This is a genomic window from Micromonospora sp. NBC_01392 (genome assembly GCF_045040125.1).
Classification (GTDB): Bacteria; Actinomycetota; Actinomycetes; order Mycobacteriales; family Micromonosporaceae; genus Micromonospora.
On the sequence record NZ_CP109549.1, the window covers coordinates 452,089 to 478,888 of the forward strand.

20 protein-coding genes and 1 pseudogene are annotated in these 26,800 nt (G+C 72.5%); 14 read left to right on the forward strand and 7 right to left on the reverse strand.

The window, feature by feature from the left end:
* Window positions 1–53: 53 nt before the first annotated feature.
* Window positions 54–1,136, reverse strand: coding sequence for a MaoC/PaaZ C-terminal domain-containing protein (locus OG767_RS02085; RefSeq protein WP_405094109.1), 1,083 nt, complete (start codon window positions 1,134–1,136; stop codon window positions 54–56).
* A complete protein-coding gene (locus OG767_RS02090) occupies window positions 1,136–2,491 on the reverse strand; it encodes a 3-oxoacyl-ACP reductase (protein WP_405091907.1) in 1,356 nt (451 codons plus the stop codon). The genes OG767_RS02085 and OG767_RS02090 overlap by 1 nt, the downstream gene beginning before the upstream one ends.
* Before the next feature lie 53 nt (window positions 2,492–2,544).
* Here OG767_RS02090 and OG767_RS02095 point away from each other — a divergent pair, with 53 nt between their 5' ends.
* The 6 genes from OG767_RS02095 (at window position 2,545) to OG767_RS02120 (ending at window position 7,473) form a co-directional block, all read left to right on the forward strand.
* Window positions 2,545–3,837, forward strand: coding sequence for an acetyl-CoA C-acetyltransferase (locus OG767_RS02095; RefSeq protein ID WP_405091908.1), 1,293 nt, complete (start codon window positions 2,545–2,547; stop codon window positions 3,835–3,837).
* Between the two features lie 124 nt (window positions 3,838–3,961).
* A complete protein-coding gene (locus OG767_RS02100) occupies window positions 3,962–4,960 on the forward strand; it encodes an IS481 family transposase (RefSeq protein ID WP_405094110.1) in 999 nt (332 codons plus the stop codon).
* Between the two features lie 94 nt (window positions 4,961–5,054).
* On the forward strand, window positions 5,055–5,816 hold the full coding sequence (locus OG767_RS02105) for a TNT domain-containing protein (RefSeq protein WP_405091909.1): 762 nt from the start codon (window positions 5,055–5,057) through the stop codon (window positions 5,814–5,816).
* Between the two features lie 44 nt (window positions 5,817–5,860).
* Window positions 5,861–6,109, forward strand: coding sequence for a hypothetical protein (locus tag OG767_RS02110; protein WP_405091910.1), 249 nt, complete (start codon window positions 5,861–5,863; stop codon window positions 6,107–6,109).
* A gap of 99 nt (window positions 6,110–6,208) precedes the next feature.
* Window positions 6,209–6,724 (forward strand): SigE family RNA polymerase sigma factor, encoded by a 516-nt coding sequence (locus OG767_RS02115; RefSeq protein ID WP_405091911.1) that lies wholly within the window; start codon window positions 6,209–6,211, stop codon window positions 6,722–6,724.
* The gene (locus OG767_RS02120; RefSeq protein ID WP_405091912.1) at window positions 6,721–7,473 is read left to right on the forward strand and encodes a hypothetical protein; all 753 of its coding nucleotides are present in this window, start codon (window positions 6,721–6,723) and stop codon (window positions 7,471–7,473) included. Before OG767_RS02115 ends, OG767_RS02120 begins: the two co-directional genes overlap by 4 nt.
* A 99-nt stretch (window positions 7,474–7,572) precedes the next feature.
* Here OG767_RS02120 and OG767_RS02125 read toward each other — a convergent pair whose 3' ends face one another.
* On the reverse strand, window positions 7,573–12,411 hold the full coding sequence (locus tag OG767_RS02125) for a caspase family protein (protein WP_405091913.1): 4,839 nt from the start codon (window positions 12,409–12,411) through the stop codon (window positions 7,573–7,575).
* 5 nt (window positions 12,412–12,416) lie between these two features.
* Window positions 12,417–12,743, reverse strand: a complete 327-nt coding sequence (locus tag OG767_RS02130) for a hypothetical protein (protein ID WP_405091914.1) — start codon at window positions 12,741–12,743, stop codon at window positions 12,417–12,419.
* 161 nt (window positions 12,744–12,904) lie between these two features.
* On the opposite strand from OG767_RS02130, the gene purB reads away from it, so the two are divergent.
* Window positions 12,905–14,329, forward strand: a complete 1,425-nt coding sequence (gene purB, locus OG767_RS02135; RefSeq protein WP_405091915.1) for an adenylosuccinate lyase — start codon at window positions 12,905–12,907, stop codon at window positions 14,327–14,329.
* Window positions 14,330–14,435: 106 nt separating this feature from the next.
* Here the strand turns inward: purB and OG767_RS02140 are convergent, their stop codons facing one another.
* Both OG767_RS02140 and OG767_RS02145 read right to left on the reverse strand, forming a co-directional pair.
* Complete coding sequence (locus OG767_RS02140; protein ID WP_405091916.1) at window positions 14,436–14,999, reverse strand: YbjQ family protein; 564 nt, start codon at window positions 14,997–14,999, stop codon at window positions 14,436–14,438.
* 23 nt (window positions 15,000–15,022) lie between these two features.
* Window positions 15,023–15,706: a S1 family peptidase gene (locus OG767_RS02145; protein ID WP_405091917.1), complete on the reverse strand. Its 684-nt coding sequence runs from the start codon at window positions 15,704–15,706 to the stop codon at window positions 15,023–15,025.
* 446 nt (window positions 15,707–16,152) lie between these two features.
* On the opposite strand from OG767_RS02145, the gene purS reads away from it, so the two are divergent.
* The 4 genes and pseudogenes from purS (at window position 16,153) to OG767_RS02165 (ending at window position 20,815) form a co-directional block, all read left to right on the forward strand.
* Window positions 16,153–16,416, forward strand: a complete 264-nt coding sequence (gene purS, locus OG767_RS02150; protein ID WP_107157991.1) for a phosphoribosylformylglycinamidine synthase subunit PurS — start codon at window positions 16,153–16,155, stop codon at window positions 16,414–16,416.
* Window positions 16,413–17,096 carry a phosphoribosylformylglycinamidine synthase subunit PurQ gene (gene purQ, locus OG767_RS02155; protein ID WP_405091918.1) on the forward strand — a complete coding sequence of 228 codons (684 nt, stop codon included), beginning with the start codon at window positions 16,413–16,415 and terminating at the stop codon, window positions 17,094–17,096. Before purS ends, purQ begins: the two co-directional genes overlap by 4 nt.
* Window positions 17,097–17,148: 52 nt before the next feature.
* Window positions 17,149–19,530, forward strand: a pseudogene (purL, locus tag OG767_RS02160) (phosphoribosylformylglycinamidine synthase subunit PurL); the annotation flags it as partial.
* Between the two features lie 487 nt (window positions 19,531–20,017).
* A complete protein-coding gene (locus OG767_RS02165; protein ID WP_405091919.1) occupies window positions 20,018–20,815 on the forward strand; it encodes a 2-phosphosulfolactate phosphatase in 798 nt (265 codons plus the stop codon).
* A 203-nt stretch (window positions 20,816–21,018) separates the two neighbouring features.
* On the opposite strand, the gene OG767_RS02170 is transcribed toward OG767_RS02165, so the two are convergent.
* Entirely contained in the window at window positions 21,019–23,256 is a 2,238-nt protein-coding gene (locus OG767_RS02170; protein WP_405091920.1) for a carboxypeptidase-like regulatory domain-containing protein, read from the reverse strand.
* 190 nt (window positions 23,257–23,446) lie between these two features.
* Here OG767_RS02170 and OG767_RS02175 point away from each other — a divergent pair, with 190 nt between their 5' ends.
* From OG767_RS02175 to purM, 3 genes are all read left to right on the forward strand, one after another.
* Complete coding sequence (locus OG767_RS02175; protein WP_405094111.1) at window positions 23,447–23,770, forward strand: sterol carrier family protein; 324 nt, start codon at window positions 23,447–23,449, stop codon at window positions 23,768–23,770.
* 168 nt (window positions 23,771–23,938) lie between these two features.
* A complete protein-coding gene (purF, locus tag OG767_RS02180; RefSeq protein WP_343444139.1) occupies window positions 23,939–25,456 on the forward strand; it encodes an amidophosphoribosyltransferase in 1,518 nt (505 codons plus the stop codon).
* 55 nt (window positions 25,457–25,511) lie between these two features.
* Window positions 25,512–26,666, forward strand: a complete 1,155-nt coding sequence (gene purM / locus OG767_RS02185; RefSeq protein WP_281933554.1) for a phosphoribosylformylglycinamidine cyclo-ligase — start codon at window positions 25,512–25,514, stop codon at window positions 26,664–26,666.
* Window positions 26,667–26,800: the final 134 nt, after the last annotated feature.

A 26,800-nucleotide genomic window follows, 5' to 3' on the forward strand; every position in this document is an offset into this window, starting at 1 on the left:
CAATCTGAGAACAACTTAACGCACGAGAGAGGGGGCCGGCAAGCCCCCTCTCCTCAGCGGACGGTGCCGACCAGGTGCGGTCGTCCGTCCCGCGCGCCGTGCAGCCCGAAGTCCCAACCCGCGCCGTCGGTGGCAGCCCGGAACGCCACCGTGGACGGCAGCGGCACCGGCAGCTTGAACGCCACGTCCACCGTGTACGCGTCCGGCAGCCGGGCCTCCAACGCGGCCAGGCAACGCGCCTTGCTCCACATGCCGTGCGCGATCGGGCGCGGGAAGCCGAACAGCCGGGCGCCCAGCTTCGAGGTGTGGATCGGGTTGTGGTCGCCGGAGACCCGCGCGTAGTCCGTACCGACCCGCGGCGTCACCCGCCACTGCGCCGTGGTGGCCGGCGGCGCCGGGCGGTCACCCCGGTCGCGCCGCGGGCCACCGCCGGCCGCACGCTCCTTCCCGAGGTACGTCGACACGCCGCGCCACACCTCCGTGCCGTCGATCGAGCCGACCAGCACCACGTCGAGCTGCCGGCCCCGCTCGTGCGGACGCAGGTTCTCCGCGTACGTCTGGAAGTCGACGGTCTCGCCGACCCGGACCGGTCGGTGCACGGTGATCCGGTTGGCCACGTGCACCACGCCGGTGAGCGGGATCGGGAAGTCGGCGGCGGTCATCAGCCGCAGCGACAGCGGGAACCCGAGCACGTGCAGGTACGTGGCGGGCAGCCGGTCGGCCAGCCGGAACCCGCAGACCCGGTCGTAGGCGGCCAGGTGCGCCGGATCCACCGGCACCCCGGCGACGGTCAGCTCGACGGCCGGCAGCTCCCGCCCCCGCCCCCGCCGCCCGCCCAGACCGGGCACCGCTCCCAGCAGCGCCCGCCGGTACAGCCCGCCGGCCGCCGGCAGCCGCCCCAGCACTTCCTGACGTCGCCCACCCGGCCCCCCACCCGGCCCCCCACCCGGCTCCCCGCTCGCCCCGCGCAGTTGATCATGAAGTTGGCTGCCTTGTGGATCTCTTGAAGTGCCGTCAACTTCATGATCGTCGGAGTGGGCCAGCGCGGCGGCGCGGGCCGAGGTGAGGTCCCGGGTGGGGCCCTCGATCAGGTCGGGCAGGGTCAGGTCCTCGCGGTCGTGGTCGTGGGGTGCCATCACGCCCCCAGCAGGCTCTGGCCGCAGACCCGGACCACGTTGCCGCTGACCGCGCCGGTCGCCGGCCAGGAGAGCCAGCCGATCGTCTCGGCCACGTCCAGCGGCAGGCCGCCCTGGGCCATGCTGTTCATCCGGCGGCCCGCCTCCCGGATGGTCAGCGGGATGCGCGCGGTCAACCGGGTCTCGATGAACCCGGGCGCGACCGCGTTCAGGCTGATCCCGCGCTCACGCAGCACCGGGGCCAGCGAGTCGACCAGACCGATCACGCCGGCCTTGCTGGTCGCGTAGTTGGTCTGCCCCCGGTTGCCGGCGATCCCGGCGATCGAGGAGACCGCGACGATCCGCCCGCCGGTCGGGATCAGGTCGCGTTCCAGCAGCACGTCGTTGATCCGCTCCTGGCTGGACAGGTTGACGTCGATCACCGAGTCCCAGCGGTCGGCGTCCATCCGGCCGAGCGTCCTGTCCCGGGTGATGCCCGCGTTGTGCACCACCACGTCGACCCGGCCGTGCCGGGACGCCAGGTGCTCGGCCAGCCGGGCCGGCGCGTCCGGCGCGGTCAGGTCGAGCTGCACGGCGCTGCCGCCGACGTCGTTGGCCACCGCGGCCAGCTCGTCGCCGGCCGCCGGCACGTCGAGTGCCACCACCCGGGCGCCGTCGCGGGCCAGCACCTTCGCCAGCGCCGCGCCGATGCCCCGGGCCGCGCCGGTGACCAGCACCACCTGCCCGTCCAACGGCCGGTTCCAGTCGGCCGGCACGACGGCGGTGCCGGTGCCGACCCGGACGACCTGCCCCGAGACGTACGCGGAGCGACCGGAGAGCAGGAAGCGCAGCGTGGACTCCAGGCTCACCGGGGTGCTGGGGTCGCGGTGCCGGGTGACGTACACGAGCTGGGCGGTGACACCCCGGCCGAACTCCTTGCCGATGCTGCGGGTCAGCCCCTCCAGCGCGCGCTGGGCGGTCGCCTGTCGGGGCGAGTCGCACTCGGCCGGCGGCGTGCCCAGCACGATCACCCGACCGCTGGGCAGCAGCGACCGGGCCTGCGGATGGAAGAAGTCGTAGAGCTGGCGCAGCTCGGTGGAGTCGGTGACGCCGCTGGCGTCGTACACCAGGGCGGCGAAGCGGCTGTCGGCGGCGGTGGCGGCCGGGTCGGCCAGCTCGACCCCGGCGGCGGCCAGGCGTTGGCGGACCGGCTCGGTGAGCTGGCCGCCGGTCGAGGAGCCGAGCAGGACCGGCCCGGGGGCGAGCGGGTCGCCCGGCGTGTGCCGGCGCAGTCGGGGTGGGTCGGGCAGCCCGAGGCGCTTGACCAGCGCGCGACCGGCCCCTGTCTGGACGAAGCTCGCGTACCTGTCGGTCATAGGCGTAGCCTACTGGCGAGTAGGGTTCGGCGACAGCTTCGAGGAGGCCGATCGTGCAGAGTGTCCGGCGGGTCGCAGTGGTCGGCGGCAACCGCATCCCCTTCGCCCGGTCCAACTCGCGCTACGCGCACGCGTCCAACGCCGACATGCTCGGCGCGGCGCTCGACGGGCTGGTCGCCCGGTTCGGGCTGGCCGGCGAGCGGCTCGGCGAGGTGGCGGCCGGTGCGGTGCTGAAGCACTCCCGGGACTTCAACCTCACCCGTGAGGTGGTGCTCGGCTCCCGGCTCGACCCGCACACCCCGGCGTACGACGTCCAGCAGGCGTGCGGCACCGGGCTGGAGGCCGCCATCGGCGTCGCCAACAAGATCGCCCTCGGGCAGATCGACGTCGGCGTGGCCGGCGGCGTGGACACCACCTCGGACGCGCCGCTGGCGGTCAACGAGGACCTACGCCGCACGCTGATCCAGCTCAACTCCGCCCGGACCCTCGGCGAGCGGCTCAGGCTGGCCACGAAGCTGCGCCCGCTCCAGCCGTTCAAGCCGGAGATCCCGCGCAACGCCGAGCCGCGTACCGGGCTGTCCATGGGCGAGCACGCCGCCCGGAGCGCGCTGCGCTGGAACATCGACCGGGCTGCCCAGGACGAGCTGGCGCTCCGCTCGCACCAGCGGCTCGCCGCCGCGTACGAGGGCGGGTTCTTCGACGACCTGATCACCCCCTACCTGGGGTTGACCCGCGACCAGAACCTCCGCCCGGACACCTCCCTGGAGAAACTCGGCTCGCTCAAGCCGATCTTCGGCACCACCGGCCCGGACGCCGACCGGGCGACCATGACCGCCGGCAACTCCTCGCCGCTCACCGACGGCGCGTCGACCGTGCTGCTGGCCTCGGAGGAGTGGGCGCGGGCGCACAACCTGCCGGTGCTCGCCTGGTTCTCCTGGTCCGAGACGGCCGCGGTCGACTTCGTGCACGGTGACGAGGGCCTGCTGATGGCCCCCGCGTACGCGGTGCCCCGGATGCTGTCGCGGGCCGGCCTCACGCTCCAGGACTTCGACTTCTACGAGATCCACGAGGCGTTCGCCTCGCAGGTGCTGGCCACCCTGGCCGCCTGGGAGTCGCCGGAGTTCTGCAAGGAACGCCTCGGCCTGGACGCGCCGCTCGGCCCGATCGACCGGGACAGGTTGAACGTCAACGGCTCCTCGCTGGCCGCCGGGCACCCGTTCGCCGCCACCGGTGGCCGGATCGTCGCGTCGCTGGCCAAGCTGCTCGACCGGAAGGGGAGCGGACGCGGCCTGATCTCCATCTGCGCGGCCGGTGGGCAGGGCGTGACCGCCATCCTGGAGCGCTAGCTGTACTGCCCAGGGACGTTGGTTGAGGTTGTGTGACGACACGACGTAGATAGACGTGATGACGAAGGCCTCCGGTTGTGGAGTGGAGCTGTCTAGGAACCGCTCCGCCAACCAGGAGGCCTTCGTGTCCCACGCTAACGCCGCTTTGACCCCGCGTGCACGTCTTCGCCTGGCGCGTCTGATCGTGGACCAGGGGTGGCCGGTCGCCCGGGCCGCGGAACGCTATGACGTGTCCTGGCCAACGGCGAAACGGTGGGCGGCACGCTACGCCGAACTCGGCGCCGATGGCATGGCCGACCGGTCATCCCGGCCGAGTCACAGCCCGAACCGCACCTGCCAGCCGCTGGTGCGCAAAGTGGTGCACCTGCGGTGTAAGCAGCGGCTGGGGCCGGTGCAGATCGCCGGCCGTCTCGGCATGCCCGCCTCGACCGTGCACGCCGTCCTGACCCGTTGCCGGATCAACCGGCTGTCGCACCTCGACCGGCGCACCGGGGAGCCCGTGCGCCGCTACGAACACGACCACCCCGGCGCCATGCTGCACATCGACGTCAAGAAGCTCGGCCAGATCCCCGACGGCGGCGGGTGGCGCTATGTCGGCCGCGCCCAGGGCAAACACAACAGGCAGGCCACCGCCCGCCGCACCGGCGCCCGCAACCACCATCGGGATCCGCGGATCGGGACCGCGTTCGTGCACACCGTCGTCGATGACCACTCACGGGTCGCCTACGCCGAGATCCACCAGGACGAGAAAGCCGCCACCGCCACCGCCGTGCTCCACCGCGCGGTCGCCTGGTTCACCACCAGGGGCGTCACCGTCGAGCGAGTGTTGACCGACAACGGCTCCGCCTACAGGTCCCACGCCTGGCGCAACGCCTGCACGGAACTCGGCATCACCCCGAAGAAGACCCGTCCTTACCGGCCCCAGACCAACGGCAAGGTCGAGCGCTTCCACCGAACCCTGACCGACGGCTGGGCCTTCGGCCGGTGCTACACATCCGAAGCCGCCCGCCGCAAGGCCCTACCCGCCTGGCTCCATCACTACAATCACCACCGCCCCCACACCGCAACCGACGGCAAACCGCCCGTCACCAGGTTGACCAACCTCCCTGGGCAGTACAGCTAGCTCGATCAGGTAGCTAAACGGACAAATCCTCATATTGATGCCGAGAACCTCTCAGGATGGATCGTACTGATCCAGCCCAATTTGGAGGTTTTCGGTGAAAACACGCCGTTGGTTGCTCGCCCTCGTCTCCGGGGCGGCATTCGTTCTCGCACCCGGCGCCGCCCAACCGGTCGGTGCGGTCGCCGCCACCACGCTCGCCGCCCGGACGGTCGCCCTCGCCCCGGCCGGCGACACGTCCGAACAGCCGCAACCCCCACCCACGCAGAGCCTCTGCCGGCCGGGCACCCCGCCCACCGCGCCGCCGACCACCGAGTTCTACGACAACAACCCGATGCTCGGCCCGGCCACGCTGCCGTTCGCCTCGCCGGTCGGGCCGCTGCTCGCCGGCTACCAGCGGTTCGGGGCGCTGACCGAGAGCGAGTTCCTGGCGCAGTACACCACCGGGACCCCGGCGGCGTACGTCTACCCGCCGGCCAACGGGTTCGTCATCGCCCCCGACGGCCGCCCGCTCAAGCAGGCGCAGAGCCTGCTGGCCGGCTACCGGCTCGACCGCTTCGGCTTCACCGGTGGCTCGTTCCTCGCTCCGCTCGGCACGCCGTTCAGCTCGCGCGCGCTCACCCCGCAGAGCCTGAACACGCCGGCGAACGCGCCGCTGGCCAACTATCACGTCTACTGCGTGGTCAAGCCGTTCACTGTCGACTCCGGCCCGATCGCGTCGTGGTTCGCCCAGCCCGGCATGGGCACCCAGTTCCAGCTCAACCTCGCATACCTGCCGCAGGCCGGGGCCACGCTGACCGTGCAGTGGCTGCTCGACAACGGTTTCCTGGTGGAAGAGGATCTGACCGCCGGGGCGTGAGCACAGGCCACGGCCGGATCTTGGCACGAGACGGGAGGTCGGGCGTGGACCGGCACCAGGTACGCGCCGCGCTGCTGGCGGCCGGGCTGTCCCCGGACGCGTTCGCGCTGGAGGGCGTGCACGAACACGTGCCGGTCCCGCCCGACTTCTGGTTCCTGCGCCGGGCCCGCGCCGGCGGCTGGGAGATCGGCGCCTACGAGCGCGGGACGTACGACGTCCGGCAGCGCTTCGACACCGAGGAGGAGGCGGGCGACGGGCTCTGGCGCGCACTCACCGGCCGGCCCGCGCCGTGAGGCGTCCGGGGCGCACTGATGCGACATCCGTGAGCCGGGCAACCTGATCGGTCCCGGCTTCCGTCCCCTGGGCATGAGGCGAGCGACGGGTGCTGTTCCGTGACCGGGCGCGACGACGAGTTCCGTGACTACGTGTCCGCCCGGCTGGAGCCGTTACGCCGTACCGCGTACCTGTTCTGCCGGGACTGGCACACGGCGGACGACCTGGTGTCGATCACGTTGAGCAAGCTCTACCGGAACTGGCGGCGGGCCCGCGACGCGGACAACCTCGACGCGTACGTCCGGGGGATGCTCACCAACGCCTGGCTGGACGAGCGGCGACGGCCGTGGCGGCGCGAGCGCAGCACCGACGACGTGCCGGACCGGGCGGACCTGGCCGCCGGGGAGCCGGACATCGGTGAGCGGGAGGTGCTGCTCGACCTGCTCGGGCGGCTCGCCCCGCGGCGACGCGCGGTGGTGGTGCTCCGGTTCTACTGCGACCTCTCGGTCGAGGAGACCGCCCAGGTGCTCGGCGTCAGCAGCGGGACCGTGAAGAGTCAGGCCGCCCGGGCGTTGGAGACGCTCCGCCTGCTCGCCTCATCGGACTCGGCAGTGGAGAGCGGGAGGCAGAGATGACGTACCGGCAGATCTTCGACGAGGCGATCGGCGCGGCACCACCGACGGCCGTGGACGTCGACACCCTGGTGACCCGGGAGGGCCGACGGCACCGACGGCGCACCACCGCGTACACGGCCTCGGCGGCGACCGCAGTGCTGGCGCTGGCACTCGGCGCCGGCACACTGGTCGGAGCGGGCTCGGGCACCGGGCCCGCCCCCGCCTACTCGGCGGCGTCCGCCACGGCGGTGGACCCCGCGGGGCGCCTCCGCTCCGCGATGCTGGCCGCGCTCGACCGGGAGGCGCCGGACCTGCGGTGGGTACGCGGTGCCGGTCCGGTCACCGACGGGGCCACCTGGGGCGGCCCGCTCACCGGCACGCCCCAGTGGTCGGTGCAGCCGTTCCAGTGGGAGTCCATGACCGGCTGGTCCGGGGTCGGCGTGGCGGCGCGCGGCGACGTCCGCTCCTACCTGGGCGTCTTCGTGGGTCGACCCCGGCCCGGCCAGATCGCCGGTCCCCAGCGCTGCACCCCTGGCCCGCTGAAGTGCCGATCCTTCACCGGCCCCGACGGCGAGCGGGTGGTCGTGGCGGACTTCGAGGGCCGGCGCACCGTGCCGGGGCCCGTCGTCCGGATCGTCGAACGGTTCGTGACAGTCGTGCGCACGGACGGGACCTGGGTGCAGGTCGAGACGCACCCCGCTGCCGACCGGCACCTGCTGACGGCCGAGGAGATGATCGACGTCGCGCTGGACCCGGCGATCCGGCTGTAGCCGACCGCCCGTCCCGGCCCGGTCATCCGGGCCGGGGCGGCTCTCGTGAGGCCACCGCGAAGGATCGTATTGTTCCAGATGGAGGTGCGCCGGAGTCCCTCAGGCACGGGGCGGCGGCGCCTCCTGTGGGACGAGTCGGATGACGGCGCCTTCGGGCAGACCGACCGAAGGCGGTACGTGCCACTCGTCGAAGCCCTGGAAGCCGAGTTCTTCGAGTCGTCGCGACACCCCTGCCGGGCTGAGCCCGGTCGCCTCGGCGGCGAGCACGAGGCGACCGAGAGAGAGCGGCTCAGCCGGGTCCACCCACGGTGGCTCGCTGGCAAGGGACTCGCTGACGAGCACGACGTCGTCGGCCGAGACGTAGTACGGCAGGGAGTGCTCGGGCGGCGTGTGGCCGAGTTCCCGGAGCCGCTCGGCCACCCGGGTCGGGGTGAGGCCCGTGCGGTGCGCCGCGGCGACGAGGTGGCCGACCGGCACCGTGCTCTCCACGGCGAGCCAGGAAGGATCGCCGTCCAGCTCGAGACTGAGGATGATCAGATCCGCCGAGGTGGTGTCGTCGGGCGGAAGGTCGGCCCGGGTGGTGAGTCCGAAGCGCTGAAGTCGTACGTACACCTGGGCCGGGGTGAGCCCGGTCCGTCGCGCGCCGAGCAGGATGTGTCCGGGCGGGACGACGGCTTCTTCGTCCAGCCAGGGCGCGTTCCCGTCCAGGTCCCGACTGAGCAGGGCGAGATCCGTGAGGGTGATGGCGTCCGGGAGCGACCGTGCCGAGATCGAGTAGCCGTACTCCGCCAGCCGCGCTGCCGCCTGCGCGGGAGTCAGCCCGACGGCGCGGGCCGCGACGAGGAGATGAGAGGACGGGACGGCGGTGTCCTGATCCCGCCACGCCCGCTGCCGGTCGCGGTCCCGGCTGAGGAGACGGAGATCGTCCGCGGCCACGGCGTCGGGAAATCTCCAGCCCACTATCTGGTAGCCGAGCTCCCGTAACCGTTCGGCGGCCCGGCGCGGGCTCAGCCTGCTACGCAATGCGCCCCCGACGAGCGCATACGAGCTGACAGGCTCGGACACGTCCAGTAGCGAGGCACCGGCGTACCGGCGATAGCGCCAGTCGATTCCGGCAGGGAGAAGTCCCTTCGACTCCTCCGCCTCGTCCCAGCGGCGCCGCGGGACGTCGGCGGAGGAAAGTAGTCTCATCTCCACATCGGCAGGCAGGTCGCTGGGAGGTGGCACCGCCGCGACGTACCCGAGCCGTCGCAGCCGATCGACGACGTTCTCGGCGGGAATGCCGGCCACACTCGCAGCGACGAGGACGTGTCCACCGGAAGCTGTCTGGCCTGGCCGGAGCCACGGACGCTGACCATTCACGTGCAGGCTGGCGAGGAGAAGGTCGATCTGATCGAGTCCGCCCGGCGGTACGGCGCGAACGGCGAAGCCGAGCTGGCGGAGCCGGCCCGCAGCGGAGTCGACGTCGATGTCCGCCTTCGCCGCCACCGTCGCGACATGCCCGACCGGAAGTTCGTCGTCCTGGCTCAACCAGGGCGCCCTCCCGTCGAGGTCCTGACTCAACAGCACCCGATCGGTCGGATTCGTCAGGTCGGGCAACTCGTAGTGGGGCGCCGGATAGCCGAGCGCGACGAGTCGTTCGACGATAGTTTCCAGGGGGAGGCCGTACTCGTCGGCCACCGCGATGAGGTGACCGATAGGCACCGGTCGGGTTGGATCGAGCCAGGAGCTTCCGTCGTCGTTGGAGTGGGTGAGGATCGCGTCACTCGGCCGCGCCCGGACGATTCGCGCGGCGGACACCTGCAACTCGGTGCCGTGGAAGCCTGCGGCTATCCAGGCGACCAGCCGCCAGGTATCGACTGGATGGCTGAGCGTCGTGCTGTCGGGCTCCAGCCCTTGGTCCTTCGGGCTGATCGGGAAAATGTCCCATCTGGTATCGCCCGGGTAGCAGCCGACGGTGAGCAGTTCGTTCGCCAATGTGCTCCCTGGCCAGGTCGTCCGGCCGGCGTCGAGCGCCAACTCGAACACCGCATCCGCCACCGCCGGCTGGTGCGTGGCCAACTCCGCGATCCAACCGTGGTCGAACAGCGGGCTGTCGGCCGCGCCCGCGGCGGTGGCCGCCTCGTGGAGGAGCGCAATCACCGCCTTCGACTCGTCGTCGAGTATCTGGGTGCGGTTGACCGAGAGTCGCGGCGACTGTCTGCCGGACAGGTTGACCACGGCGGTGACGTCCGCCCCCTGCAGCCAGATGCCGTCCACCAGGACTGCACCCGACCGATCACACCACCACACCGGATGCGGCTCCGCGCTGACCACGACCGGATCCGGGTTCGCCCGGCGTGGTTCGCTGGCCACCTCCAACGGCGCACCGCTGCCCAGCGGAGCGGTCGTCGACAGGGCGCGCGGTTCCCACATCGCGACCTCACTGCCGTGCGTCACGGTGGTCCGGAACTCCGCCACCCAGAGGAGCCGTCGGAGGAAGTCCAACGCGGAAAGCTCCTCGGTGTCCTTCCGAAGGTAGAGACGGACTCTCGTACCGGCGCTCCGGCCGGGCCCGAGCTCCCGGATCCGGAACAGGTTGCCCGGTCCGGCGATGGATACCCATAGGCGGCTGCCGGGACGCCCCTCCTGACCGAATCGGCAGGTCTCCACCGTGATCTCGTCGGCGAGCATGAAGTAGCTCAGCACGCCGACCCCGAAGCGGCTGTTCGGGAAGAACTCGATCGGCGGTGCCAGGCGTGCCCACCGCGACTGTTCCTCCACGAACTCGGACGTCTCGACGAAGCGGGTGCCGGCTTGTGAGAACACGTCGGTCAGCTCCCGGACCCCCATCCCCACGCCGTTGTCCGTGCACTCCAGGTAGGCGCGGCCCTGCTCGTCCCGGCCCTGGACGAAGTCGATCCGGCCCTCCCACGGCGGCAAGGCCCCGTCGGTACGCCTGAGGTACTCGTTCCGGGCGGCTCGGTAGCGGCACGCGTCGAGCGCGTTCTGGTAGAGCTCCCTGATGGCCAGCAGCGGATCACCGTAGAGCTGCTCACCCATGAGCAGTTCCTGGATGCGGTCCTCGGCGAGGTGGAACCGCACCCCGGCGGACTGGTAGGCCCGTCCGTCCGGTCCCTCGCTCGGGCGGACCTGGTCCGCGGAGGCGTGTGCCGGCAGGGCCGAGAGCGGGTGGAGGTGGGTGTCCTCGGCGGCGGCGTCCTGGATCTCGACCAGGAGCGTGTCGAAGAACTCGACGTGGGCCCGCAGGGCGATCTCGATGGCCGGGTGGGCGCAGGTGGTGCGCAATACCCGCACTGGCCCGCGGGATTCCCACTCCACTGCGTCGATGGAGGCGTGCAGTTCGTCAGGTGACACCGGGTCGCTGATCCCCATGTGCTCGACGACCACCTCGGGCAGCGCGGGGGCCTCGATGGCCATGGCGCGTCCCGCGGCCAGGAGGTAGGCGACCAGGCGCTCCCGTACCGGTTGCTCGTCGGCGGTTCCCGCGCCGACCGTGCGGCGGCTCCGGAGCCGTCCGGGCCGGTCGGTGCGGGTGAGGAAGCCCGGACCGCCGCGCAGGCTCCGGATCAGCTCGATCACCCGGGGTTTCTCGAAGACCCGCGCGGACAGGTGCAGTGACGCGACGCCGAGCGGAATCAACTCGGCGACGTCGTCGTCCGACGAGTGGGTCAGGGACTGCCGGGCGATCCAGCGGTGCAGCAGCCACCAGCCGATCTGCCCGGCGACGTCCGGGTGCTGCGCCTGGCTGTTCAGGCGGCGCGACAGCCGCGGAAAGCTCTGTGCGAAGCGCCGGTAGGAGTCGCTGTCGGGATCGGGCTGCTCGGGCGCGGGCCAGGTGGCCGGATCGACGTGGGCGGCTCGGGCGGCGCGCAGCGCCCACCACGTGTCGTACAGGTACGGGCCGGCGACCAGCAGCGCGGCCTCGGCCGCGGACAGGTGCAGCTCGCCGTCGGGGGTCGCGCCGGGAAACGCGAGAAGGCTCGTCAGGAACTCGACCCGACGACTGATGCGCGTGGCGAGGTCCGGCTCGTGCCACGGATCACGCGTCAACTCCCGGGCGGCGTCCCGGCGCAGGCGTACCACGTGCTCGACCAGGCTGACGGTGGAGGCGCGAAGCTCCTCGTTGACCAGCGACGGGGTGACCAGTTCCCAGGCCCGGTGGGACTGCGCCTGGGCCACCCAGTCGAACGAACGCCGCGTCGACCGGCGCGACGAGATCGGGAAGGGGGTGATCTCCACGCCGGCCGGCTCGACGTGGGCGGTCTGGACCCGCCGGCCGTGGGCCGCCGCCAGCTCCCGCATCTGCTCGTTGAGCGCGGCGACGAGGTCGTCAAGGGTGTGGCCGGTCTGACCGTTGACCAGGATCTGCTGCCACGCCCGGGAGAAGACGCTGAAGGAGTCGGCGGTACCGGGAACGAACTGGGCCTTCTCCCCGGGCCCGCAGGCGAACAGGAAGGCGATCCGCTGCTGCGCCACGTGGTCGATTCGCCCGGTGCTCCACCGCTGTAGCTCCACCGCCATGGACTGCTGGTCGAACCCCTCCCGGCAGGCGTCCACCACGAAGAGCACCTGCCCGGCGCGGCTGCGCTCCAGCGCACCGGCCCAGTAGTTGAGCGGGACCATCGACTCCCGCAGCGGGATCCGCAGGTCCGCCTCGGACGGCACCAGGTAGTCGACGCCCTCGGTGTGGGCGCCGTGCCCGCTGAGATAGACGAGCAGGCTGTCGTTCGGGCGGGCGTCGCCGAGAAACTGGCCCACCTCGGCGCAGATCTTCGGCCGGCTGAGCCGGCCACCGTCGAGCGTTCGGACGCGGTATCCGGTCTCCTCCAAGGCCACGCTCAGCGCGCCGATGTCGTTCGGGACGAAGGGCAGCGGCACGATCTGCGGGTCGTCGTACTCCGCGACGCCGAGCAGGAGAGCGCGGAAGGCGGCCACGACGGCTACTCCCGGAACGTCAGCGTGACCGTGCCCTTGGAGCCGATCTCGGTGGTGCCGACCAGGTTCAGGCCGCCCTTGGCCGACACCTCGAAGCTGAACTGCGCCTCGGCGAGCCGGAGCCGCCCGGTCTCCTCGGTCACCTCGTCGAAGACCGTGCGCAGCGCGGCCACCGTGTGCCGGACGCTCTCCCGGAGCACGGCGATCGGGATGTTCCGGACCGCCACCTCCCGTTCGCCCTTGCGGAACAACCCCATGGTGTCCGGGTCGTCCGACACGTCCACGGACACCAGAAAGGGCAGAGTGTCGACATCGGTTACGGGTTGGGACATCGGGGACGCCTTCCCGGATCGAGGATCATTGACGGAGGGCGGACAGCATATCCGTGGAATTCGCGCCGGAGCGGGACTGTCGCATCGTCGACATCCCGTCGGAACGGCCGCCGGGCCGGCCTGATGGCCGGCCTTCCGGGGCGTACGAAAGAATGCGGTACGTGACGACGATCCCGAACGTGCTCGCCAACCGTTACGCCTCGCCCGAGCTGGTCGCCCTCTGGTCGCCGGAGGAGAAGGTCCGGATGGAGCGCCGGCTCTGGCTGGCGGTGCTCCGGGCCCAGCGGGACCTCGGCGTGCCGGTGCCGGACGGGGTGGTCGAGGCGTACGAGCGGGTGGTCGACGACGTCGACCTGGCCTCGATCGCCGCTCGGGAGCGGGTCACCCGGCACGACGTGAAGGCCCGGATCGAGGAGTTCAGCGCACTCGCCGGGCACGAGCACGTGCACAAGGGGATGACCTCCCGGGATCTCACCGAGAACGTCGAGCAGCTCCAGATCCGGGCGTCGCTGGAGCTGATCCGGGACCGGGTGGTCGCCACGCTGACCCGGCTGGCCTGGCACGCGGGTGAATACTCCGGCCTGGTGATGACCGGCCGGTCGCACAACGTCGCCGCGCAGGCCACCACGCTGGGCAAGCGCTTCGCGTCCGCCGCGGAGGAGCTGCTGATCGCGTACGAGCGGTTGACGGACCTGATCGACCGCTACCCGCTGCGCGGGATCAAGGGGCCGGTGGGCACGGCCGCCGACCAGCTCGACCTCTTCGACGGCGACGCCGACAAGGTGGCCGAGTTGGAGCGCCGGGTGGCCGGGCACCTGGGGTTCGCCCGGGTGCTGGACAGCGTCGGACAGGTCTACCCGCGTTCGCTGGACTTCGACGTGCTCTCCGCGCTGGCGCAGGTGGCCGCCGCGCCGTCGTCGCTGGCCACCACGATCCGGCTGATGGTCGGGCAGGAGCTGGTCACCGAGGGTTTCAAGCCGGGGCAGGTCGGCTCCAGCGCGATGCCGCACAAGATGAACACCCGCTCCTCGGAGCGGGTGAACGGCTTCGCCGTGATCATCCGGGGTTACCTGTCGATGGTCGGCGAGCTGGCCGGTGACCAGTGGAACGAGGGGGACGTCTCCTGTTCCGTGGTGCGGCGGGTGGCGCTGCCGGACGCGTTCTTCGCCGCCGACGGCCTGTTCCAGACGTTCCTGACCGTGCTGGACGAGTTCGGCCCGTACCCGGCGGTGATCAACCGGGAGCTGGAGCGCTTCCTGCCGTTCCTGGCCACCACGAAGATCCTGGTCGCCGCCGTGCGTCGGGGCGTCGGCCGGGAGGCCGCACACGAGGTGATCAAGGAGCACGCGGTGGCCGTGGCGCTGGCCATGCGGGAGCAGGGCGCGGCCGGGAACGACCTGTTCGACCGCCTGGCCGCCGACGGCCGCCTGAACCTGACCCGCGCGGACATCGACGCGCTGGTCACCGACCGCAACACCTTCACCGGCGCCGCCGAGACCCAGGTGTCCCACCTGGTCGCCCGCGTCACCAAGATCGTCCAGTCCCACCCCGACGCCGCCGCCTACTCCCCACCCCCCATCCTCTGACCCCCCTCTCCGGTGCCCGCTGATTCACGGAAAGAGTGGCTGTTCCGCGCTCGATGGCCGCACTTTCCGTGAATCAGCAGGCACCAGACGGCGGCGAAACACGGGGTCAGGGGCCGGTGGGGGTTTCGGCGGCCGTCGAGAGGTTGGGGGCGCTGGCCGGCTCGGCGATGCCGCCGGGGGCGCTGGCGATCTCCGGGTCGTGGGCCGTTTCGGCCGCGATCATCGGCTGGTCGGGTGGCATGACGTCGGGTGTCTTCGGCGCGACGATCACCGCGGTGCCGTAGGCGCAGATCTCCATCCACATCTCGCCGCAGTCGCGGCTGTCGAAACGCATCCCGATCACCGCGTTCGCGCCGAGCCGCTGGGCCTCCTCACCCAGTCGGGCCACCGAGTCGGTCCGCCACCGGGTGAGGTTGTCCGGGGCCATCGGGTCGTAGGCGCCACCGCGCAGATTCTTGACCCCCTCGCGGTACGGGTTGCGGGTCCTCGCCATCGAGGAGACCACTTCGCCGAGGATCTGGCGGATCTCGTAGCCGGGCAGTTGATCCGTCGTCACGACCAGCACGGTTTCGATGCTGTCAGCCACCGGCGGAGGCGATCGGGTGCCGTGGGCACCCGATCGGATGCTGCAAAACGGCGCGGCGCGGACGGCCGGGCGGGACCCGGCCATCCGCGCCGCTTCGACGCCAACCGTCAGACACCGGCCACGGAGGTGATCCAGGACCGGTTGTACGCGACGCTGCCGTAGTTCTGGATGCTGGAGCCGTCGGCGGTGGAGGCCACGCCCACCTGCCGGCCGTTGTAGAACTGCGGGCCGCCCGAGTCGCCCCGCCACGCGTTGCCGTTGATCCGGGTGCTCCGGATCGCCTGGCCGCCGTACGCGTCGGTGACGTTGGTGCTGGTCACCTGGACGTTGGCGGTCTTGAGCTGGGGCGACGCGCCGCAGCCGCTGTAGCAGGTCATGCCCCAGCCGTAGATCGAGTTGGTGGAGCCGACCGGCGGGTTGCTGCTGGCCAGCGACACCGTGGAGGTGCTGACCGTGCTGGAGAGCCGGAGCAGGGCCAGGTCGTAGCGGGTGTAGGAGGCGCTCACGCTGCGGGTGACGCCGCCCGAGGCGGAGTAGACGCTGCCGACCCGGACCGACATGGTGCCGGTGACGCAGTGCCGGGCGGTGAGCACCCACTGGGACGCGATGACGCTGCCGGAGCAGGTGAACGAGCCGTTGCTGAAGACGGCCGCGGCCCACGGCGCGGACGAGACGGTGTTGCCGCCGATGATCGGCTGCGGACCGGCCGGTGCGGCACCGGCGCCGGATGCGGTGGCCAGCACGCCGGCGAGCGCGGTGGTCAGCACCGCGAGCAGGGGACGGAGGCGCATGTCGGGGCTCCTTCTGCGCGACACCCGGGATCCCCGGGTGCGGATCGGTGCCCGCCGGGCGGGGTGGGCCGGCGGGAGACATCGATCACTAGCATCGACATCTGACGATGCATGCTACGGTCGGGGCGAGTCCCGTCACAAGATGTCAATCGAGTTGAATCGATGTGTGGGGCGCGCCGGCCCGCTGTCGGAAGTCGGCCCTGTCCGCCCGGCGGTGGGACGTGAAACGCCTGGTGAGAGCCGTTGCCCGGGCCTCTGGGCGGATGCGCTGCGCAACGAATGCGTATCGACGCCGCAACGAACGCGCAACGGTCTCCCCGGTCCCGCCCTCCACTGTTCGAACTGGCCCCGGCCGGTGCGGGTCGGGCGGTATCTGCCAGGTAGGCTGGCTGCGCTCGGCCGTTTGTGGGCCGGCACCCAACTGCGTACACAGTCAGGAGTGCCCAGTGCCTCGCGTCGTCGTCGACGTCATGCTCAAGCCCGAGATCCTCGATCCGCAGGGCCAGGCCGTCGCAAACGCACTGCCCCGGCTCGGCGTCAGTGACGTCGCCTCGGTCCGGATCGGCAGGCGGATCGAGATCGAGTTCACCGGCGAACCGGACCTGGACCGGGCCCGCGAGATCGCCGACAAGCTGCTCGCCAACCCGGTCATCGAGGACTTCACGGTCCGCGTGGTCGAGGCCGACGAGACCGCGGGCGCGCACTCGTGACCGCCCGGGTCGGTGTGGTGACCTTCCCCGGCTCGCTCGACGACGGGGACGCGGCCCGGGCCGTCCGGATCGCCGGCGCCGAGCCGGTCCGGCTCTGGCACGGCGACCCGGACCTGCACGGCGTGGACGCCGTCGTCCTGCCCGGTGGTTTCTCCTACGGCGACTACCTGCGCTGTGGCGCCATCGCCCGGTTCGCGCCGGTGATGGAGACGATCGTGGACGCCGCCCGTGGCGGCCTGCCGGTGCTGGGCATCTGCAACGGCTTCCAGATCCTCTGCGAGGCGCATCTGTTGCCCGGGGCGCTCACCCGCAACCAGCACCTGCACTTCCGCAACCGGGACCAGGTCCTCCGGATCGAGGCCACCGGCACCGCCTGGACCAACACGTTCCAGCCGGGCCAGGAGGTGCTCGTCCCGGTCAAGAACGGCGAGGGCTGCTACGTCGCCGACGCCGCCACGCTGGACCGGCTGGAGGCCGAGGGCCGCGTCGTGGCCCGGTACGTCGGTGGCAACCCCAACGGATCACAGCGCGACATCGCCGCGATCACCAACGAGGCCGGCAACGTCGTCGGCATCATGCCGCACCCCGAGCACGCGGTGGAGGCGCTCACCGGCCCCTCCCTGGACGGCCTCGGCTTCTTCACCTCGGTGCTCAAGCACCTGGTGGGGGCCCCGGCGTGACCATCGGTCGGCTCACCCGCCGTCCCGACGGCGAGCGCAGCAAGGAGACGTCATGACCACCCATCCGGATCCGGGCCTGCGGGCGCCGCAGGGCGTGTCGCCGCAGGCCGGCCCGACCGACGACTGGGCGCCGGGCGTGGACACCGTGCCGCAGGCCGCCGGCACGCCGGAGGAGCTTCAGCCGTACGCCGAACTCGGCCTGCGTGACGACGAGTACGACCGGATCCGGCAGATCCTCGGCCGCCGGCCGACCCAGGCCGAGCTGGCCATGTACTCGATCATGTGGAGCGAGCACTGCTCCTACAAGTCGAGCAAGGTGCACCTGCGTCAGTTCGGGGAGAAGGCGCCGCCGAGCGACCGGCTGCTCGCCGGCATCGGGGAGAACGCCGGCGTGGTCCGGGTCTCCGACGAGCTGGCGGTGACCTTCAAGGTCGAGTCGCACAACCACCCGAGCTTCGTCGAGCCGTACCAGGGCGCGGCGACCGGCGTCGGTGGCATCGTCCGCGACATCCTCGCCATGGGCGCCCGCCCGGTGGCCGTGATGGACCCGCTGCGCTTCGGCGCGGCCGACCACCCGGACACCGCCCGCGTGCTGCCCGGCGTGGTGGCCGGCGTCGGCGGCTACGGCAACTGCCTCGGCCTGCCCAACATCGGCGGCGAGGTGGTCTTCGACCCCTGCTACCAGGGGAACCCGCTGGTCAACGCGCTCTGCCTGGGCGTGCTGCCGGTCGACCGGCTCCAGAAGAAGGACGCCACCGGCCCCGGCAACATCGTGGTGCTGATGGGCGCCCGGACCGGCCGCGACGGCATCGGCGGCGTGTCGGTGCTGGCCAGCGCCACCTTCGACGAGGGCAGCGAGCAGCGCCGCCCGTCCGTGCAGGTGGGCGACCCGTTCATGGAGAAGCTGCTCATCGAGGCGTGCCTGGAGCTGTACGACGCCGAGCTGGTCGTCGGCATCCAGGACCTCGGCGGCGCCGGCCTGACCTGCGCGCTGACCGAGACCGCCGCCTCCGCCGGCACCGGCATGCGGGTGTGGCTGGAGCGGGTGCCGCTGCGCGAGCCCTCGATGGAGCCGCACGAGATCCTGGCCAGCGAGTCCCAGGAACGGATGCTGCTGGTCGTCACGCCGGAGAAGCTGGAGGCGGTGCTCAAGACCGCCGAGAAGTGGGGCGTCTGGGCCACCGCCATCGGCGAGGTCACCGCGCCGTCGCCGGACGGCCGGCCGGGCCGGCTGGTCATCACCTGGCGCGACCAGCTCGTGGTGGACGTGCCGCCGGGCTCGCTCGTCGACGACGGGCCGGTCTACGCCCGCCCGATGCGGGAGCCGGCCGACCTGATCCTGCTCCAGGCCGACCGGGCCGAGACGCTGCCCCGCCCGAGCACCCCGGACGCGCTCCGGGAGACCGTGCTGCGCATGATCGCGTCGCCCAACCTGGCCGACAAGACCTGGGTGACCGAGCAGTACGACAGGTACGTGCTCGGCAACACCGTGCTCGCCCAGCCGGAGGACTCCGGCGTGATCCGGATCGACGAGCGCAGCGGTCTCGGCGTCGCGCTCTCCGTCGACGGCAACGGCCGGTACGCGCGCCTCGACCCGTACCACGGGACGAAGCTGGCGCTGGCCGAGGCGTACCGGAACGTGGCGGTGACCGGCGCGAAGCCGATCGCGGTGACCAACTGCCTCAACTTCGGCTCGCCGGAGGACCCGGGCGTGATGTGGCAGTTCGCCGAGGCCGTGCGCGGCCTGGCGGACGGCTGCCTGGAGCTGGGCATCCCGGTGACCGGCGGCAACGTCAGCTTCTACAACCAGACCGGCGCGGCGGCCATCCACCCGACCCCGGTGGTCGGCGTGCTGGGCATCCTCGACGACGTCGCCGCGCGGGTGCCGATGGGCTTCGTGCCGCGGCCGGCCGGCGACCACGACCAGCTCTTCCTGCTGGGCGAGACGCACGTCGAGCTGTCCGGCTCGGAGTGGGCCTGGGTGACCCACGAGCACCTGGGCGGCATCCCGCCGCAGGTGGACCTGGCCCGCGAGCGGCAGCTCGGCGAGCTGCTGGCCGAGGCGGCCCGGGTGGGGCACGTCAGCTCGGCGCACGACCTCTCCGACGGCGGCCTGGCGCAGAGCCTGGTCGAGTCCAGCCTGCGTCGCGGCGTCGGCGCCCGGATCACCCTGCCGGAGCACTTCGCCGACGGCTCGATGCCGTTCGTGTTCCTGTTCAGCGAGTCCGCCGGCCGGGTGCTGGTGTCGGTGCCGCGCGGGCACGAGAAGGCGTTCACCGCCCTCTGCGCCGAGCGTGGGGTGCCGTGGGAGTACATCGGCGTGACCGACCCGGCCGGTGGCGCGCTGGAGGTGCGCGGCCAGTTCCGGGTCGGCCTGGACGAGCTGCGTGAGGCGCACAGCGCGACGCTGCCGCGCCTGTTCGGCGACGCCGAGGCGCCGCGGGTGGAGGTGGCGGCGACCCGTACCGGCACCACCACCGTGCTGCCGGCGACCGCCGAGCAGCCGGTGGGGGTGGATCCGGCCCGGGTCGACGCGGAGCCCATCGCCCGTACGGCCCCGGACGCGGAAGCGCCGGCACCGTCGGGCGGCCCGACGCGGGCGGACGCGGGCACCGGGTCCGCCCCGGCCCGGCAGGTCTCGCCCGAGGCCGGAGCCGGCTCGCCCGAAGCGGGAGTCGGCTCGCCCGAAGCCGGGGACGCGCCGCCGACGGGTCCGACCGCGACGGCGGCTGGCACCGACTCCGCCGACCCGTCGCGGGGCGACACCGGGTCCTCCGGGTCGCTTCCGGCGCGGGCCGAGGCGCAGTCCGGCGGGTCCGCTCCGGCGCGCGTCGACGACGAACCGGCCGGGCCGGCCACGGGACGGGCCGAGGCGTCCCCGGCGGAGGTCACCGGGCCGCCGTCCGACTCCACCCCGGGCGATGCCCGCCCGGCTGCCGGTGAGCCGGACCAGCGCTGAGGTCACGAACGTGGGCGTCTTCACGCAGCCCGGCGCCGGCGCCCGATTCGACTGGGGCCTGACCGGAGCGGCGGAACTCGGCCGGGTCTGCGCCGTCCTGGTGGTGGTGGACGTCCTCTCGTTCACCACCGCCGTGGAGGTGGCGGTGAGCCGGGGCTCACGGGTGCACCCGTTCCCGTGGGGCGAGCAGGCGGCCGAGTACGCCCGCCGGGTCGGCGCCGTCGCCGCGGTGGGCCGCCGGCAGACGACCCCGGAGCATCCGTGGTCGCTCTCCCCGGCGGCGCTGCGGACCGCACCCGTGGTCGCCGACCTGGTGCTGCCGTCGCCCAACGGCTCGGCGATCAGCGCCGCCGCGAGCGCCACCGGGATGCCGGTGGTGGCGGCGTGCCTGCGTAACGCACGCGCCGTCGGGCGATGGCTCCGCCACCAGGGGTACGGCACGAACGACGCCGCCGTGGGCGTGGTGGCCGCCGGTGAGCGCTGGCCGGACGGGTCGCTGCGCCCCAGCGTGGAGGACCAGCTCGGGGCCGCCTGCGTGCTGGACGCCCTGGCCGGCGTGCCGGGTGGCCTCTCGGTGGAGGCGGCCATGGCGCTGGCGGCACTCGCCAGCACGCCCGACGTGCCGGCGGCGGTGCGGGGTTGCGTCTCCGGCCGGGAGTTGGCCGAGGGCGGGTTCGCCGAGGATGTCGAGGTCGCCGCCGAGATCGGTGTCTCCGACGTGGTGCCGGTGCTGCGCCAGGGCTACTTCGCCCCCGCCTGACAGTCTCCTCGCCTTCGGCGACCTTCGCGCTTCTCGGGATCAGCACCCTGCTGTTCGGGACGACTGAAGATCTTGGCACGAGACCATCCGGAAGGGCCGTGCCGTACCAAGATCTTGGGCCGATGGACCGGCGCTCTGGTGACCTGACGAGCGTGGCCGCCCGGCGGGTGCCGGACGGCCACGGGTGGCACGAGGAAGGTGGGTCAGTCGTCCAACCAGTCGAGGCGTCGCCCGCCCCGCTCCGGCGTACCGTCGGCACGGCCTCGACCGGCCTGCGCCGGATCGTCGGGGTAGCCGCCCGGGTTGTCGTAGCCGGGACCGCGCTGCTGCGGCGGCTCCTGGCCGTACCCGCCCGACTGGGCGTAGCCGCCCTGCTGGCCGTAGCCGTCGCCGTAACCGCCACGCTGGTCGTAGCCGCCCTGCTGGTGGCTGCCGTCGTAGCCGCCGGGCCCGTTGCCGTAGCCGCCGGCCGCGCCGGCCTCGTAGCCGCCCGGTTGGCGGGCGTCGTAGCCGCCGGTCGGGTTGCTGTCGTAGCCGCCGGCCGGCGCGTCGCCGTAGCCACCCTGCTGCCGGCCACCGTCATAGCCGCCCATCGGGGCGTTGTCGTAGCCGCCGCCCGGCCTGCTGTCGCCGTAGCCCGGGGCATCGCCGTAGCCGCCGGCGGGGGCGTTGTCGTAGCCGCCCGTCGGAGCAGCGCCGTAGCCACCGGTCGGCGCAGCGCCGTAGCCGCCCGGCTGCCGGCCGCCGTCGTAGCCACCGGCGGGGTTGCCGTCGTAGCCGCCCGACGCGGCCCCGTAGCCACCGCCGGCGCCGTAGCCGTCGGCCTGCTCCGCGCCCCGGCCGTACTGACCCGGGCCGGGCTGGTCGTAGCCCCGACCCTGCTCCGGCTGGTAGGTGCTGGTCGGATACGGGTCGGCCGCCGGCGCGTACTGGGTGCTGTCGCCGGTGTAGCGGCCGGTGGGCTCGTCGAAACGTTCGTTGGCGTACCCGCCGCCGCCCTGGGCCGCGGCGTAGCCGGCCGCGCCGGCCGCCCCGGCAGCACCGGCCGCGTAGTCGGGGCTGCCGTAGCCGGCGCCGGAGGACGGGCCGTTGCCGTAGCCGCCGCCCGAGGAAGGGGCGTTACCGTAGCCGTTGCCGGCACCCGAGGAGGGCGCGTTGCCGTAGCCGTAGCCGCCCTGACCGGGCGCGTCGTCGCCGTAGCCGTAGCCGGCCTGCCCCGCCCCGACGCCGTACGCGGGCCCGGGGGGCGCGCCGTACGGGTCCGGCGGGACGTCGTCCACCACCGGGCGCTGGAGCATGGTCGGCGCCTCGCTCATCGCGGCACCCCCGACCATGGTCGGAGCCGGCCCGGCGCCCATGCCGTTGACCACCCGGGTCTGGTCGTCCACGCCCCGGTAGGCACCGTGGGCCGCGGGGACCGCGCCCGCCGCGCCGCCGCCGGGACCGCCCGGACCGACCGGCCCGTCGGGACCGTCGCCGTCGCCCTCGTCGTTCTTGCGGCGCATGTAGAGCAGCACGATGGTGCCCACGCCGACGGCGACGAAGAGCCCGCCGAGCAGGATCAGCAGCCAGTTGCCGAAGCCGCCGGAGTCCTCGCTGGCCCCGGTCGGCTGCTGGGCGGCCGGGGCCTCGGTGGCCGGGCCGTCGGTGGCCTCCTCCTCGGTGACCTCCTCGGACGGCGGAGCGGACTCGCTGGCCGACGGCGTCGCGCTCGGGCTGGCCGACGCCTTGAGCGCCACGTTGAGCCGGACGCCGGTCACGGACTGGCCGGCGGCGGCGTTGATCGACTTGGCGCTCGGGGTCGCGCCGTCCGCGGAGGCGCCCAGGTCGATCCGGCCCGGCGCGATCGGGTTGTCGGCGGAGCCGCCGAAACTGAAGTTGCCACTGCCGTTCGTGTTCGTCCGGCGTTCCTTGCCGGCGCTGTCGCGCAGCATGACGAGCGCGCCGGAGATCGGCTCACCGTTGGAGTCGACCACCTTGCCGGAGACCGTCTTGACGGTCTGCGGCTGCTGCGGCGGCGGCGCGGCCTTGCCCTTGACGGTGAGGTTGAAGTTGCCGGTCGCCGCGTCGGACTTGTCCGGCTGCACCTGCACGGTCACCGAGCCGTTGGCGTCCCCGGCGTTGTCGTTCGCGCGGATGGTGAGCAGCTGCGTCTTGGGCATCGGGTTGCCCGGCGCGAAGTTGACCTGGCCGCAGCCGGAGACGCAACTGACGCCGGAGGGCAGGCCGGTGATGCCGATCTGCGCGTTCTGGTCGCCCTCGCCCGGGGTGACCCGGACGGTCACCGTGGTGTCGCTGCCGGCGTTGAGCGTGACCGAGCCCGGCGAGACGCTGACGTCGGCCGCGAGGGCGGGTGTGGCGGGGACGGTGAGCAGGGCGCCGAAGACCAGCGCTACGACCACACCGGCCCGATGCTTCCAGGCACGTCGGTGTGTGGACACGTCCACCGCCTTCCGGGTCTGATCTTCCCGCCGGCCGGTCCGGCCGGGTTGATCACTCACGGTACGAATTACGCCGTCGGCAACTATGCCTTGTCTGACCGGATCATCTCTACCCAGGGCCGGCGTCGGGCCGCCTTCTGCCGGGTCGTATCGTCCCGTCGTGTCCTCTCCGCACGCTTATTCCGACTCGGTGCTCACCGCTCTGGCGGCACTGGACGAGGGGCGTACGCCCGAACGGCCGGTGCTCCGGGAAGCGGTCCGGATGCTCTTGACCGCCCTCACGGAGCGCGCTCCCGGCCGATCGGTGGAGGTGCGCGTCCCACCCTACGGCGCGGTGCAGTGCGTGGCCGGGCCGCGACACACCCGGGGCACCCCGCCGAACGTCGTGGAGATGGACCCGGGCACCTGGCTGTCGGTCGCCACCGGCCGGCTCGGCTGGATGGAGGCGGTCACCGAGGGTCGCGTCCGGGTCTCCGGCAACCGCGCCGACCTCTCCGCGTACCTCCCGATTTAACCGCCCGGCACCGGCGTTCCGAGCCACGCTCAGCGGACATCTCGTGACTGTCGGTGGCGACGCGGGTTCGCGTACACTGGTGGCCGACGACGGTCCCGGCCCACGGTGCGGAGCTGCCCCCCGACTCCGCCAGGCCAGTCCAGACCCCCCAGCACGAGGGAGCGGCAGGTGCCCCGAGGCGATGGCCGGCTGAGCCACGACCTTGACCCCCAGCGACCCGGCCCCCAGGACGCGTGCGGCGTCTTCGGTGTCTGGGCGCCCGGCGAGGAAGTCGCGAACCTTACCTATTTCGGGCTCTACGCCCTCCAGCACCGCGGCCAGGAGGCCGCGGGCATCGCGGTCAGCGACGGCTCCGGCGTGGTGGTCTACAAGGATCTCGGCCTGGTCGCCCAGGTGTTCGACGAGCCGACGCTGGCCAGCCTGCGCGGGCACGTCGCGATCGGGCACGCGCGCTACTCGACCACGGGCGGCTCGACCTGGGAGAACGCCCAGCCGACGATCCGGGCCACCAGCGCCGGCACCACGATCGCGCTGGCCCACAACGGCAACCTGGTCAACACCGCCGAGTTGCAGCGCGAGGTGTCCGCCCGCGGTCTGGACTCCGACGGGTCGAGCAACGACACGTCGCTCGTCACCATGCTGCTGGCCAGCCGGCCCGACCTCTCGGTCGAGGCGGCCGCGCTGGAGGTGCTGCCACAGTTGCGCGGCGCGTTCAGCTTCGTCTTCATGGACGAGTCGACGCTCTACGCGGCGCGTGACCCGCACGGCGTGCGCCCGCTTGTGCTCGGCCGGCTGGAGCGCGGCTGGGTGGTGGCGAGCGAGACCGCCGCGCTGGACATCGTCGGCGCGAGCGTGGTCCGCGAGGTGGAGCCGGGCGAGCTGATCGCCGTCGACGAGGACGGGCTGCGCTCCAGCCGGTTCGCCGCGCCGGAGCCCAAGGGCTGCCTCTTCGAGTACGTCTACATCGCCCGGCCGGACGCCACCATCGCCGGCCGGAACGTGCACGCGGCGCGGGTGCAGATCGGCCGCCAGCTCGCCAAGGAGCACCCGGTCGAGGCGGATCTGGTGATCCCGGTGCCGGAGTCCGGCACCCCGGCGGCCATCGGCTACGCCGAGGAGTCCGGCATCACCTACGGCCAGGGACTGATGAAGAACCCGTACGTCGGGCGCACGTTCATCCAGCCCTCGCAGACGCTGCGCGCGCTCGGCGTACGGCTCAAGCTGAACCCGCTGCGGCAGAACGTCCGCGGCAAGCGGCTGGTGGTGGTGGACGACTCGATCGTCCGGGGCACCACCCAGCGGGCCATCGTCCGGCTGTTGCGCGAGGCGGGCGCGCTGGAGGTGCACGTGCGGATCTCCTCGCCGCCGGTCAGCTGGCCCTGCTTCTACGGCATCGACTTCGCCACCCGGGCCGAGCTGCTGGCCAACGGGTTGGACAACGACGGCATCCGGCGGTCGATCGGCGCCGACACGCTGGGCTACGTCTCGCTGCCCGGTCTCATCGCGGCGACCGAGCAGCCGAAGACCCGACTCTGCCGGGCGTGCTTCGATGGGGAGTACCCGATCGAACTGCCGGCCGGGAACCTGATCGGCAAGCATGTGCTCGAGGGAGTGGGCCGCCGGGTCGTCGCCGAGGCGGCCGAGCCCACCGGCCCGCTCGTCGCCACACCGACCCATCACCCGTAGCACCACCGACGCGGGTCCGGCGTTCCGGCCCCGCGGAACCACAAAGGGGAGAACCGTGACGCACGTGTCCGAGCGCAGCGGCGCAGGATCCAGCCCGACGGGCGCCGGCGGCGACCGCCAGCCCTGGTCGGCGGGGTCCGGCCGCACGCAGCGCAAACGCTCGGTCTCGTACGCCGACGCCGGGGTGTCGATCGAGGCGGGCGACCGCGCGGTCGAGCTGCTCAAGTCCAAGGTCCGGGAGACCCGGCGCCCGGAGGTCATGGGTGACCTGGGTGGTTTCGCCGGCTTGTTCCGGCTGGACACGAAGAAGTACAAGAGCCCGATCCTGGCCTCCTCCACCGACGGGGTGGGCACCAAGCTGGTGATCGCCCAGCAGCTCGACATCCACGACACGGTCGGCATCGACCTGGTCGCCATGGTCGTCGACGACCTGGTCGCCTGCGGCGCCGAGCCGCTGTTCCTGCTCGACTACATCGCCACCGGCGAGGTCGTCCCGGACCGGGTCGCCGAGATCGGCGCCGGCATCGCCGACGGCTGCCGGTACGCCGGCTGTGCGTTGCTGGGTGGCGAGACCGCCGAGCACCCCGGCGTGCTGCGCCCGGACGAGTACGACATCTCGGCCACCGGCGTCGGCGTGGTGGAGGAGAGCGAGATCCTCCGCCCGGAGCGGGTCGAGGTGGGCGACGTGGTGATCGCCATGCGTTCCTCCGGCCTGCACTCCAACGGCTACTCGCTGGTCCGGCACGTGCTGCTGGGCGCCGGCCGGATGCGGCTGGACGTGGTGATCGAGGACTTCGGCCGCCAGCGCACGCTGGGCGAGGAGCTGCTCACCCCGACCAAGATCTACGCGCAGGACTGCCTCAAGCTGATCGCCGAGGCCGAGGTGCGGGCGCTGGCCCACGTGACCGGCGGCGGCATCCCGGGCAACCTGGTCCGGGTGCTGCCGGAGCACGTCGACGCGGTGGTCAACCGGTCGACCTGGAAGCCGCAGCCGATCTTCGACCTGATCCAGTCCAAGGGCCGGATCGAGGACCCGGAGATGGAGTCGACGTTCAACATGGGCGTCGGCATGTTCGCCATCGTCGCCGCGGAGGACGCCGACCGGGCGCTGGCCACCCTGACCGGTCGCGGTGTCGACGCGTGGCAGGCCGGCGAGATCATCGAGGGCTCCGGCAACGTGCAGATGGTCGGGCAGCACACCCGGGGCTGATCACGCTGGTCACCCTGTGCTGATCAGCCGGGCACCTGATCGGGGGTTCACCCGAGTGGCCGCCTCCGCCTAGCCTGAAGGTTCGGTTTTCCGGCGCGCGGGGGAGGTTCGATGGCTGCACGCCCGCCCGGAGG